Source organism: Oceanimonas sp. AH20CE76, from assembly GCF_039654065.1.
In the GTDB taxonomy this organism is placed as follows: domain Bacteria; phylum Pseudomonadota; class Gammaproteobacteria; order Enterobacterales; family Aeromonadaceae; genus Oceanimonas; species Oceanimonas smirnovii.
In genome coordinates, this window is the sequence record NZ_CP155481.1 from 905,179 (window position 1) to 917,249 (window position 12,071).

Below are 12,071 nucleotides of genomic sequence, written 5' to 3' on the forward strand. Positions count from 1 at the left end.
ATTCATGCGCGTCAGTACAGGACAAATTCAGCGGATCATGATGCAGAGCATGCAGCAGGGCGGTGCCGACTATGGCAAGCTGCTGCAGCAAATGGGCAGCGGTGATCGTCTTCTCAAGCCATCGGACGACCCGCTCGCTACTGTGCGGCTGCAGGGCATCGACAAGGAAATCAGTGCCATCGAGCAGTACGAAAAAAACGCTCTGCAGGTTACCAGCCGGCTGGGCCAGCAGGAAACCCAGATAGACGCCATGAAGGACATACTGCTGCGGCTGCGGGACATGACGGTAGAAGCGGGCAACGGCACCTATGAGCTGGAAGAACGCCGGGCCCTGACTCAGGAGATGGAATCGCTCAAAGAGAGTCTGCTGGATCTGGTGAATGCCCGCAATGAAGAAGGCCACTACCTGTTTTCCGGCTCCCGTACCGATGTGCCGGCGGTGGCAGAAACCACGCCGGGCGTGTTTACCTATCAGGGCGATGATTACCAGCGCCAGGTCAGCATTGCCAACGGCGTGAGCGTGTCTGCCAACGACACCGCCGAAGGGCTGATGTTCAACGGCGGTAACCTGCTGCAGGATGTACATGACTTTATTCAGCTGCTGGATACCGCTACCGGCAATATCAGCAATGATGTGGCCGATATGCTCAGCAGCATGGACAAGGGTATCGGTAATCTGACCCGCACCCTCACCGATATTGGCGGGCGTATCAATGGTCTGGAGCAGGTAGTGGCTACCCATGGCGAAATGAAGGTGTTTGGCCAGGGTCTGCATAATGAGCTGTCGGCACTGGACTATGGCGAAGCGGCAATGAATATGCAGCAGATGCTGCTGGCGCTGCAAAGCAGCCAGCAGGCCTTTGTGAATGTGAACAAGCTGTCGCTGTTTAACGCCCTGTAAGGATAAATAACATTATGCACGTTGCCAGCACACGTCCGGGCGCGGTCAACAGCTCGCTGGAGCCGGCCGGAAATATTGCTGCCGCTCCCGGTCCTGCCGACAAAAAAAATGGTGATAAGACGCTTATCACCGGCCGGACCGGACTGTCTGCACCGGGGCGTTTTCAGCAGTGGGGCAAGCTCAGTCAGGCTCAGTCCGGCGTGGCCCGGCTGCAGGCAGCGGAGCAGTCGCTGAATCAGGCCTGGCAGCAGTTGCGTGCTCTGGCCCAGCGGCTGCAGGCATCGGGTATGAATGCTGAGCAGCAGCAGCAATGGGGTGAGCAGCTGAGCCGGCTCAGTGAACAGCTGCAGCAGCAAGGCAGGCTGGATGCACGGCTGCAGCCCAAGGCGCTGGAAGGTAACGCCGCGCGCCATCGGTTTCAGCTCGACAAGGTTGATCTGCTGAGCGTAAAAGGCAGCCGCGAGCGTATTACCCTGTTGCTGGCCGGCCAGCAGCAGGCCATGGGCATTACCATTCACCCGGGGCAGCGCCCAGCGGACACCCTTGCCCAGCTGAATCGCCATCTCAAGCCTGTTGGCATCAGCGCCTCTGCCGAGCAGGGCAAAGTGCAGCTGGAAGCCAGCGACCGGGCCGAGGCCATATTACGCCAGCCTATTTTAATGCAGGGCGAGGGCGTGCGGGTGCCGGCGGGTGAGCCGGTGCTGATCAAACCCACTCCCGAGCCCGATGCGCTGGCACCGTTGCTGCAGGCGGCGCGCAAGGGTGAGCTGGCCAGTGAGCGGGAACACCTGCAACGGGTAATGAGCCGGATTCATGACTACAGCGCCCGGCTGCAGGAGCAGCGCCGTTTTATTTTGCAGCAAATGGCCGACGAATGGCCCGCAGTGCCGGCTCCGGCCAGCAAGGTACCACTCGAACGCAGCGCCAGCCCTTTTGAGCAGCTGGTGTCGGCGCTGGTGGCCCAGGCCAATGTGACCCGCCATAACGCGGTCGCGTTGCTGCGCAAGGAATAAACCCCACCCCAACCCTCCCCTTGATAAGGGGAGGGGGCAGCGTCTGCATAAGTTCGCTTTTGTTCAAAGGGAAGGGACCGCATAAGCTCCTCCCCCTTGTTCAAGGGGGAGGTTGGGAGGGGGTTATTTTTTTTCGTTTTCCCTCTCACTTCTTTCGTTTTACCCCTCACAAAAATTTTTACCTTTTCTTTTAAGTTGTCCAATTCAGCCGCCGTTTTAATTGAGTGAACCAAGCCAATCATGCTTTTTACAAGGAAACGATTATGGGCCTGTCCATTCATACCAATTACACCTCTCTGGTTACCCAGAACACCCTGAACAGCACCAACAAGATGCTGGGCACCGCCATGGAGCGCCTGGGCACCGGTTTTCGTATTAACTCCGCCGCCGACGACGCCGCCGGCCTGCAAATCGCCGTGCGTCTGCAGGCTCAGAGCAACGGTCAGAGCGTGGCCATGCGTAACTCTCAGGATGCCATCTCCATGCTGCAGACCGGTGAAGGTGCCTTTGATGAAATGACCAATATTCTGCACCGTATGAAGGATCTGGCCACTCAGGGTGCTAACGGTACCAACAGCGCTGATGATAAAGCGGCCATGCAGGCTGAGTATGATCAATTAGGTGCAGAGCTGGGTAATATCATGTCTAACACTACTTATGCCGGAGATGCACTTTTCGATAAGTTAAAAGCAGGTACTGCGGGTAAGTTTACGGGTGGTGCAGCAGGTGTTTCCTTTCAGATTGGCTCGACTGCAAGTGAAACATTGACAGTTAAAGCTAAGACCAGCATCAACGCTGTTTCAGACGCGCTTGTGGCAGCTTCCAAAAGCTACGAAGCAGGTACAGCGGGCACTGAAATTGGTGCAGCAGGAACCATTACGTTAGTTAATACTGCGCTGGAGTCGGTTGGAACTGTTCGAGCTGAATTCGGTGCCAATATCAATCGCCTGGAGCATACTATTAACAACCTGTCCAACATGCGTGAGAACAACGAAGCCGCCAAGGGCCGTATTATGGATGCCGACTTTGCGTCTGAAGCGTCCAATATGTCCAAAAACCAGATGCTGATGCAGTCCGGTATGTCGGTGCTGAGCAATGCCAACCAGATGAGTGGCCTGGTGATGTCGCTGCTGCGTTAAGCTAAGTTTGCTGCATTCAAGGCTCCTGTTACCGGAGCCTTTTTTATTGGTGTTTTTATTAAAGTCCCGCCCCGGCCCGGCCGTTTTGACACTATGAATCACCCATTCATGCTTTTTACAAGGAAACGATTATGGGATTGTCCATTCATACCAATTACACTTCTCTGGTAACGCAGAATACGCTGAACAGCACCAACAAGATGCTGGGCACCGCCATGGAGCGTCTGGGTACTGGTTTTCGCATTAACTCTGCTGCCGACGACGCCGCCGGCCTGCAGATTGCCACTCGCCTGCAGGCCCAAAGCAACGGTCAGGGCGTGGCCATGCGTAACTCTCAGGATGCCATTTCCATGCTGCAGACCGGTGAAGGTGCCTTTGATGAAATGACCAATATTCTGCACCGTATGAAGGATCTGGCCACTCAGGGTGCTAACGGTACCAACAGTGATGATGATAAAGCGGCAATGCAGGCAGAATATGATCAGCTTGCATACGAGCTTGATAACATAATGACCAATACCACTTACGCCGGGGAAGCTTTATTTAGCAAGGACGGTACTGGTGGTAAATTTGGCGCGGCAGCTGTTAGTTTTCAGATTGGTTCCACGGAAAATGAAACTTTATCAATCGACATGACTGGTACAACCGGTGCACTTCAGGTGTTGGCTGGTAAACTTGGTGCAGCTTCTGCAGAATACACTACGGCAGCTACAGGTGGTTCTGAAGTCGGTGCTGCCGCAACTATTACTGCAGTGAGTGAGGCGATTGATGCTGTAGGCACTGCTCGTGCTCAGTTTGGTGCCAACATCAACCGTCTCGAGCATACCATTAATAACCTGTCCAATATGCGTGAAAACAATGAAGCTGCCAAGGGCCGTATTATGGACGCCGACTTCGCGTCTGAAGCCTCCAACATGTCCAAAAACCAGATGCTGATGCAGTCCGGCATGTCGGTGCTGAGCAACGCCAACCAGATGAGTGGCCTGGTGATGTCGCTGCTGCGTTAATAACCAATAGCTTGTTTGAGGGGCCTGTCCCCGGATTGTGTTCTTTGCTTTTTTTAACGGCTCTTTATGAGCCGTTTTTTTATTTTATAAATCTGTTTCCTGTTTAAGTCTGTCGCGGTAAGTGCCGTTGTTTGAATAATAAATATGCCTGTTTTTAAGACGCTGCGGAGGTGGCAATGTTTGGAATGAATGGAATGGATCCCTCTTCTATGGCGCAGATGCTGACATCGGCAGACAGAGCGCCCCTGGAAGGTCTGCTGAGAACCCAGCATAACCAGCTGAGTACCGAAAAAGAGGCTTACAGCCAGATCAAGAACAAACTGCAGGCACTGCAGGACGCCATCAAGGGGCTGAATGAAAACGGTGGCCTGAGCAGTCAGTCTGCCACGTTCAGCAGCGAAGGCTATGCCACTGCCACGGTAAAGGCCGGCGCGGCCAATGCCGATTATCAGCTCTATGTCAAACAGCTGGCCAAGGCAGATCAGTATTCTCTGGCTCTTGATGAGAACTGGACCCTGCCTACCCAAGGCACTCTGGATATTACGGTGGATGGCCAGACCCTGAGTCTGGATCTGTCGACCCTTGACTCGGCCAGCGGACTGACCGGTCTGCGTGATGCCATTAGCAAGGCAGCCGACAATAACGGCGTGCAGGCTTCTCTGGTGCGTTCCGGTGGTCAGACTCACCTTATGCTGACCGGCAGCAAGACCGGTGCCAGCCAGGCCATGACCATCAAGCTGAGCGGTGGTAACGTCGATGCCGGCTTTACCCAGCTGCAAACGGCCATTACCAATAAAACCCAGCTGGCCTCGGCGCAGGACGCCGTCATTGAGCTGGGCGGGGCCGGCGGCCTGCAGCTTGCCAGCAGCACCAACAACTTTGACGGCCAGATAGACGGTCTCAACCTGACCGTCAGCAAGGCCCATGCTCAGGATGAATTCGGTAACTATACCGATGCGCCGCTTTCGCTCAGCGTGTCTACCGACCAGACCGCCATTGAGGAGTCGCTCAAGGGAATCGTGGATGCCTACAACAGCCTGGTGGGAGAAGTGCAAAAGCATACTCAAAGCAAGGAAGGCAGTAAGGCAGTACTGGCCGGCGACAGCATGGCCCGGGGGTTGCTGGGCAGGCTGCGCGGTACTCTTTCTAACCCGCCTGCCGGTGTCAGTCTGGCGGAGCTGGGCATCAAAACAGACCGCTACGGCAAGCTGTCACTCGACACTGCCGCCATGGCCAAGCTGCAGCAAAATAAACCCGGTGCGCTGGAACAGGCTTTTACCGGTGAAAATGGTCTGCTCACCCGGCTGGAAGCCGATGTTAAGCCCTATCTGGATCGCAACGGGACTCTGGTGCAGCGCGACCGCAGCCTGCAGAGCGGACTGGATCGCATTACCGACCGTCAGGAAGCACTGGATAATCGTATGAACAAGGTTTATCAGCGCTATCTGGGGCAGTTTACCCGTATGCAAACATTGGCACAGCAAATGCAACAGACCATGACCATGTTTTAATAACGCCAGGAGCTGACCATGTTTGATGCCGATTCCGGCCTTGATATTTACCAGCATACCCACACCGATGCCCGGGCTGCTCAGGCCTCGCCCCGTGAGCTGGTGCTGATGCTGATGGACGGACTGATGGATGAAGTTGCCCGCGCCGAAGGCCATATTGTTGCCGGCCGCATGGAGCAAAAAGGTAAATCCATTGCCAAAGCTATTGATATTATTGGAGGTTTGGATAGTTCACTGGATATGGAGAACGGCGGCGAGCTGGCCTTTAATCTGCATGCGCTCTATGACTTCTGTGGCCGGCAGCTGTTCAGCGCCAGTGTGCATAATGATGCATCTCTGCTGGCACCGGTGAACAAGGTACTGGCCGACCTGCGGGACGGCTGGCAGGGCATGGGTAACGGAGTACCGGCATGACCAGGCAGCAGGACCCTTCTGTGCCGGCAGCGGAAGCCGCCATTCCTTCCGCTGCCACTGACGGGCCTCATGAGCGCTCCGAGATAGCCCCTATTTTTGCCCGCTTGCTGATATTGCAGCAACGTACCGAACAGGCGGTTAACGCCGGCCAGTGGGGCTGGATGAGCGAACTCGATGGCTTGCTGCGCCGGGTGCTGAGTGATCTCAGCCCTTACCGGGCGCAGCTGACCGAGCAGCAAAAAATGCTGCTGAACCGCTTTGCTGCTCAATATCGTGAACATTTCCGGCTGGTCAGTGAGCAGGCCGGCCGGCTTGAACAGCAGCTGGGCCAGCTGCGTCAGCAGCATCAGGGCTCTCTGGCCTATGACTGGATAAGCCAGCTGGAGGAGCAGGCGTGATGTCGCTGCCGGTCTCTTTGCCGGGCCGAACAGTGAGCACTGTGGTTGGCTTTGAGCAAAACATCAAAGCAGAGCCGGGCTTTTCTGCTGAAGAAATGCCGGGCTTTGCCGGGTATTTGCCTGACGCCGGGCTGCTGCCAGCTGACACCAGGCCTGGCTTGGTCAATATCTTGCCGGCCGGACATGAAGGCGAGCCGTCAGCCGAACAAGTAACTGAACCATCAGCCGAGCAACCAGCGCCACAGCCGGCTGAACAGCCCGATGAGCAAACAGCCGGCTTTGGGCAGTTAGTGGGTGAGTCTCTGCCGGTGCAAGATCATTCCGCAGCGGCCCCCAATGCTGATCTGCCAGAGTACAGGCAAGCCGGCGATACGCCCGGGCTGACACCGTTCGAAACGGCGCAGTATAGCCCCCTGATAACCACGGATGATGCCGGCGTGTCATCAGAAAAAGTACCGGTGCAGCTGTGGCGGCTGCAGCAACAGTCGTTGCAACCGGCAGCCCAATATGCCCCCGGGCCGGTACAACCAGCAGCCCAGTATGTACCCGGGCCGGAGCAATCGGCGTTAAACAAAGCGACCGTCTCTTTTAACAACGGATTGGTGCTGCAGCGTCTGAACGGAGCTGATGCACTGCCGCCGGCTTCATCTCCTGCTGCCTCATTAATGCCCACTCCTGGCACCGATGGTCATCCGCCGGCCCTTCCTTTTTCGGCAACGAGAGCGCCTGCTGCTGTTCACGAGTGGGCTCCGCTGCAGGTGCCGGCAGACAAGGCGATGCTGGGCCAGCAGTTGCTGCACACTCTGAAAGACAAGGTAGAGCTGCAGCTGAATCAGCAGGTACAGCAAGCACGGATCAAGCTGGATCCGCCGGAAATGGGGCGCATGGAGCTGACGGTAAGGCTGGAAGGCGACAGGCTGCAGATACAGATCAATGCCAGCCATGCCGGCATTCGTGATGCCATTACGGCTCAGGCTGATCGTTTGCGTCAGGATTTGCTGAGCCAGCATGGTGGCGGTGTGGAGGTGAATGTGGGTCAGCAGGGCAAGCATTCATCTGCGCCGCACGTCATGAATGATGAAACACACATTGGCATGGCCGGTGAACATGATGATGACGCCGCGTTACGCCCCGAAGGGCAGGGCTGGTTTAACGCTCTGGTTTAACTAAAGGAAACAAGCAAGTGGCAAAAAAATCCCGTTCTTATTTACTGATTGGCCTGCTGTTACTGATAACCCTGCTGGCGGGCATGGGAGCCGGCACCTTTGTGCTGGCCGATTACCGCCAGACGCTGGAAGAAAAGGGCTGGCTGGCCATGTTGCAGCCGGCTCCCGAGCCTGAGCCGGTCAGTGAGCCACAATTTCAGCCACTGGAGCAGTTTGTTATCGGGCTGGCCGGAGAAGGTCGCAACCACTACATGGTGCTGGAGCTGGCGCTGATGAGTCATCAGCCCCGGCAGGTGAGCTTGTGGCAGGGCATATTGCCGGCACTGAGAAATACCACACTTGGTTATTTCAGTGGTTTTGACCATGAGCAGGTACAGGCCCGGCTGCAGCAAATGGACGGATTCGAGACCGAATTGCAGCAGGCGCTGAATCAGCGGCTGCAAAGCTATGGCTATGCGCCCTCGGTAGAGGCGGTGCTGATCACCAAGCTGGTTATTCAATAGGAGGCGAGCATGTTAATGGAGCAGCACTGGCCTGAACAGGAAACCGAGCTGGGCTCCCGGGCAGAAAATGAAAGCTATTGGCTCGAACAGTACATGCCGCTGGTAAAACGGGTGCTGGGCCAGCTCAGAAATCAGGTGAACAGCGTGATGGATGCCGATGATCTGGCTCAGATTGGCATCATGGGCCTGCTGGAGGCCTTGCGCCGTTATGGTGGGCCGCCTGATGACAGCTTTGCCAGCTTTGCCTTTAAACGGGTACGCGGAGCCATTCTGGATGAATTGCGCCGGCATGACTGGCGGCCACGGCTGTTACGCCAGCAAAGTCACCATTGTTCACAAACGGAACGGGAGCTGATGCGTCGTCTGGGCCGTCGGCCTACAGAGCCAGAGCTGGCCGAGGCGCTGGGGGTGGATATGGATGAACTGCGCAGCATTCTGTATGCCGGCCAGCTGGCGGAAATGGAAAGCCTGCAGGAACTGCTGGAACACGGTCACGAACCTGCCAACAACGACGCGCTGGGCCGGCTGGATCAGCAGCGTCATATTCGCGCCTTGCTGTCACGCCTGCCCGAACGGGAGCAGCGGCTGATGTCGTTGTATTACCAGCATGAACTGAACATGAAAGAAATTGCCCTGGTGCTCGATTTGACCGAGTCCAGAGTGTGCCAGTTGCATAAACAATGCCTGGCTTTGTTAAACCGCGAATTTGCCAGTAGTGGAGAAACCTGATGCAGAAGCTGGTAGGGCTAGCCGTTATTCTGATCTGTGTGTTTGGTGGTTTTATGATGGCCAATGGTAAGCTGGCGGCACTGTGGCAGCCAGCTGAAATTGTCATTATTGTGGGAGCCGGACTGGGCGCGCTGATCCTGGGGAATTCTGCGGCGGTGTTAAAGGGGATCTGGCAGCAGCTGAAAGCCATTTGTGGCGGGCAGAAAGACGATGCCGAACTGTACCGGCAGTTATTGCCTCTGTTGCACCAGCTGCTGCAGGAAACCCGGCTGAAGGGACTTAAGGCGCTGGATGGTCATGTAGAGTCGCCTGATACCAGCCCTCTGTTCAGCCGTTACCCCCTGATTATGACCAGACCGGAGCTGCTGGGCTTTATTATTGATAATCTGCGCATGCTGGGCATGGGCAAGCTCAGTGCTCACGAGCTGGAAGCCTTGCTGGAGCAGGAGATTGATGCCCTGGAAGAAAGCATGCTCAAGCCCTCACATGCCATGGCCAAAACCGCCGATGCCATGCCCGGCTTTGGCATTCTGGCAGCGGTGATGGGTATTATTATTACCATGCAGCATCTGGACGGCCCCTTAACCTATATCGGGGTACATGTGGCCGCTGCCCTGGTGGGCACCTTTCTGGGTATTTTTGTCTGTTATTGTTTGCTGAGCCCGGCCAGCAACGCCATGGAACAATGGGTGGGCCGGCGGATTACGGCGCTGGAGTGTGTGAAAGCCGTGCTGGTCGCCCATGTGGGTGGCAAGTCTCCTCTGCTGGCGGTAGATGCCGGCCGCAAGTCGATTGAACAGGACATCAAGCCAGGCTTTATGGATATGGAATCCTGGCTGAACGAAGCAGAAGCGGACAGCGTCTGATGCGGGATCAGGGAACCATTATCGTCCGGCGCAAATCGCGCCATAAAGGAGAGGGCAGTCATGGCGGGGCCTGGAAGGTGGCGTTTGCCGACTTTGCCCTGGCCATGATGGCCCTGTTCATGGTGTTGTGGATACTGGCGGTGTCCAGTGAGCAGGAGCGGGAAACCGTATCCAGCAAGCTGCGCGACTATTCGGTATTTGAAGGCAGCACCAGCCCTTACCTGCTGGGAGGAACGCCGTTTCCGGTAGACATGCAGGGGCAGCCGCTGGCACAGATCCCCGGCCAGGCCACCGAGCTGCAGGACATCAGTCTGGCCACAGAGCCATTGCAAAGTCCTGCCGAGCTGCGCCCGGGCAGGGTAGAAAGCGAACAGGACAAGCAGCAGCTGGCGGTATTGATTGGTCAGCTGGCCCAGCGACAGGGTATGGAGCAGAACCTGGAGCTGGACATAGTGCCCGAAGGACTACGGATACGTATTCATGATCAGGCTGACAAGCCCATGTTCAGCCGGGGCAGTGCGCGTATGGAATCGGATTTTGAGCACTTGCTGCGCAGTCTGGCACCGGTATTTGAAAAGGTGGAAAACCGCCTGGTTATTTCCGGTCATACCGACTCGGTGCGTTATGTCAGTCAGCATTATTCCAACTGGGATCTGTCCGGTGCCCGGGCACAGAATGTGCGCCAGCTGCTGGAGCTGGCCGGTGTGCCCGGATCCCGGGTGCTGCAGGTGGTAGCCATGGCTGATCAGGCTCCCTTTGATCGTGAAAACCCCACATCCGGCAATAACCGGCGTGTAGAGCTGCTGATGCTCAGCCAGCAGGCAGAGCAGTTGCTGCAGGCGTTATTTGAGGCAGGATTACCCGATGGTATTTTCAATAAGCAGCAGCAAAGTGCTCAGTTGCAGCAGAGTTCATCCGGTCAGGTTCAGTAAAGCCGCCAGCCCGGCGGCGCTGCCTGGCTGAACGCGGGGCCGGATTGCTCAAACAGGCTGCCGCTGCCTGACAAATCCAGACCGGCGGCCTGAGCGGTGAACAAAGGCTGTGTTTCTATGGAAATGATCCGCTCTTTTCCCGGAGCAGCAGTATGACTGACCAGTATGGAGAACTCCCGGTCTGCCGGCAGCTGATGACTTTTGATAGCCAGATTCTGGGCTTTCAGTGTTTCCGCTGACACGCCCAGCCGGGCAGCCAGACTATTCAGTGAGACAGGCCCGGTAATGTTATATTCGGTCACAGAAGACACTCCCCTGACCGGCTCACCCAACAAATACTGTACCGCCAGAAAGCGCGGCACATAGCGGCGGGTTTCTTCCGGCAGAGGAAGCTGCCAGAAGTCCCGGGTGCCGCTGCGGGCAATGGCCCTGCGCACCCGTCCTTCTCCGGCATTATAGGCGGCCAGTGCCAGCAGCCAGTCCTGATCAAAATATTGATACAGCCAGGCTAAATAGTTGATGGCGGCCCGGCTGGCACTGAGCGGTGCCAGCCGGCCATCGTATTGCTCCGATACCAGAATACCAAAGCGCTCTGCCGTAGCCGGCATCAGCTGCCATAACCCGGCTGCCCCTGCGTGTGACACGGCCCCCGGCAGGTAGGCACTTTCCACCACCGGTAACCACACCAGCTGAGCAGGCAGTTGTCTGGCCTGTAACAGCGGCAACAGGTGAGGAAGCCAGGGTTCCGCTCTTTGCCGGCTGCGTTGCAGATATTTAGGATGTTGATGCAGATAATCCAGCTCTTTTTGCACCCGCGGGTGCTGGTACAGCGCCCCGTCAAAGTTAAATGCCTGAGCAATGCCGCTGTAGAGCCCGATTATCAGTAAAAGCAGTAAGGTTCTCATGAGCTGTTTTAAGGCAATTTATGTGCCTGATTTTGTTTTTACTGTGATTCTGTCGTTATATGAGGGCAGAAAAGCTCAAGGAGCAATCATGAGACGGGAACAGGTAGGCAGGCCTGAACTGGGCAGGCGTCTGCATAAATTCACGCTTTATCTGATAGTGCTGCAGCCTTTGCTGCTGCTGCTGTACGGCACCAGGGCCAAATGGCTGACATTGCCGGAGTTTGTGCTCACCGGTTGTTTGTTATTGCTGTATTCCAGAGTACTGGTCCATCTGCTCTACCGTCAGGCAAAGCGCAGTAATGACGGTTATCTGGTTTATCCGGTGGTGAGTGCGGCCATGATATTGGCATTGCTGATGATATGGGGTGCCTTAAGTGCTGTCTGACACCTGCCCGAAAATCACTATACTGGTTAAGCACTCAACTTACGGAGGCAGTCAATGAAATTACATCAATTAGTATTGTGTTTAACGGCAGCTCTGGTGCTGACTGGCTGTAATACCTTTGCCGGTGCCGGCAAAGACATAGAGCGTGGTGGTGAAGTGGTTCAGGATGCGGCAAGAGACGTACAGAAAAAACTGTAAGTTG

General features: G+C 56.1%; 15 protein-coding genes. 14 read left to right on the top strand and 1 reads right to left on the bottom strand.

Annotated elements, in window-relative coordinates:
• The first annotated feature begins 4 nt into the window (after positions 1–4).
• The 12 genes from flgL to N2M06_RS04430 all read left to right on the top strand — a co-directional run bounded on the left by flgL (position 5) and on the right by N2M06_RS04430 (position 10,579).
• Complete coding sequence (gene flgL / locus N2M06_RS04375) at positions 5–901, top strand: flagellar hook-associated protein FlgL (RefSeq protein WP_346351726.1); 897 nt, start codon at positions 5–7, stop codon at positions 899–901.
• A 14-nt stretch (positions 902–915) separates the two neighbouring features.
• Complete coding sequence (locus N2M06_RS04380) at positions 916–1,914, top strand: hypothetical protein (protein WP_346351727.1); 999 nt, start codon at positions 916–918, stop codon at positions 1,912–1,914.
• A 263-nt stretch (positions 1,915–2,177) separates the two neighbouring features.
• The gene (lafA, locus tag N2M06_RS04385) at positions 2,178–3,053 is read left to right on the top strand and encodes a lateral flagellin LafA (RefSeq protein ID WP_346351728.1); all 876 of its coding nucleotides are present in this window, start codon (positions 2,178–2,180) and stop codon (positions 3,051–3,053) included.
• 131 nt (positions 3,054–3,184) lie between these two features.
• Positions 3,185–4,060, top strand: a complete 876-nt coding sequence (lafA, locus tag N2M06_RS04390; protein WP_346351729.1) for a lateral flagellin LafA — start codon at positions 3,185–3,187, stop codon at positions 4,058–4,060.
• Between the two features lie 194 nt (positions 4,061–4,254).
• Positions 4,255–5,571, top strand: a complete 1,317-nt coding sequence (gene fliD, locus N2M06_RS04395) for a flagellar filament capping protein FliD (protein WP_346351730.1) — start codon at positions 4,255–4,257, stop codon at positions 5,569–5,571.
• An 18-nt stretch (positions 5,572–5,589) separates the two neighbouring features.
• Entirely contained in the window at positions 5,590–5,985 is a 396-nt protein-coding gene (fliS, locus tag N2M06_RS04400) for a flagellar export chaperone FliS (protein WP_019933441.1), read from the top strand.
• Entirely contained in the window at positions 5,982–6,383 is a 402-nt protein-coding gene (locus N2M06_RS04405) for a hypothetical protein (protein ID WP_346351731.1), read from the top strand. The genes fliS and N2M06_RS04405 overlap by 4 nt, the downstream gene beginning before the upstream one ends.
• A 32-nt stretch (positions 6,384–6,415) precedes the next feature.
• A complete protein-coding gene (locus N2M06_RS04410; protein ID WP_346351732.1) occupies positions 6,416–7,549 on the top strand; it encodes a flagellar hook-length control protein FliK in 1,134 nt (377 codons plus the stop codon).
• A gap of 17 nt (positions 7,550–7,566) precedes the next feature.
• Positions 7,567–8,052 carry a flagellar basal body-associated FliL family protein gene (locus N2M06_RS04415; RefSeq protein WP_019933444.1) on the top strand — a complete coding sequence of 162 codons (486 nt, stop codon included), beginning with the start codon at positions 7,567–7,569 and terminating at the stop codon, positions 8,050–8,052.
• Positions 8,053–8,061: 9 nt separating this feature from the next.
• Positions 8,062–8,781 carry a FliA/WhiG family RNA polymerase sigma factor gene (locus N2M06_RS04420; RefSeq protein ID WP_019933445.1) on the top strand — a complete coding sequence of 240 codons (720 nt, stop codon included), beginning with the start codon at positions 8,062–8,064 and terminating at the stop codon, positions 8,779–8,781.
• Positions 8,781–9,647 (top strand): flagellar motor stator protein MotA, encoded by an 867-nt coding sequence (gene motA, locus N2M06_RS04425; RefSeq protein WP_019933446.1) that lies wholly within the window; start codon positions 8,781–8,783, stop codon positions 9,645–9,647. The genes N2M06_RS04420 and motA overlap by 1 nt, the downstream gene beginning before the upstream one ends.
• Complete coding sequence (locus N2M06_RS04430) at positions 9,647–10,579, top strand: flagellar motor protein MotB (RefSeq protein WP_346351733.1); 933 nt, start codon at positions 9,647–9,649, stop codon at positions 10,577–10,579. The genes motA and N2M06_RS04430 overlap by 1 nt, the downstream gene beginning before the upstream one ends.
• Here the strand turns inward: N2M06_RS04430 and N2M06_RS04435 are convergent.
• Entirely contained in the window at positions 10,573–11,484 is a 912-nt protein-coding gene (locus N2M06_RS04435; protein WP_346351734.1) for a lytic transglycosylase domain-containing protein, read from the bottom strand. The genes N2M06_RS04430 and N2M06_RS04435 overlap by 7 nt on opposite strands.
• Positions 11,485–11,572: 88 nt before the next feature.
• Between N2M06_RS04435 and N2M06_RS04440 the strand changes: the two genes are divergently transcribed.
• Positions 11,573–11,869: a hypothetical protein gene (locus N2M06_RS04440; RefSeq protein ID WP_040614416.1), complete on the top strand. Its 297-nt coding sequence runs from the start codon at positions 11,573–11,575 to the stop codon at positions 11,867–11,869.
• A gap of 54 nt (positions 11,870–11,923) precedes the next feature.
• Entirely contained in the window at positions 11,924–12,067 is a 144-nt protein-coding gene (locus tag N2M06_RS04445; RefSeq protein ID WP_019933450.1) for an entericidin A/B family lipoprotein, read from the top strand.
• Positions 12,068–12,071: the final 4 nt, after the last annotated feature.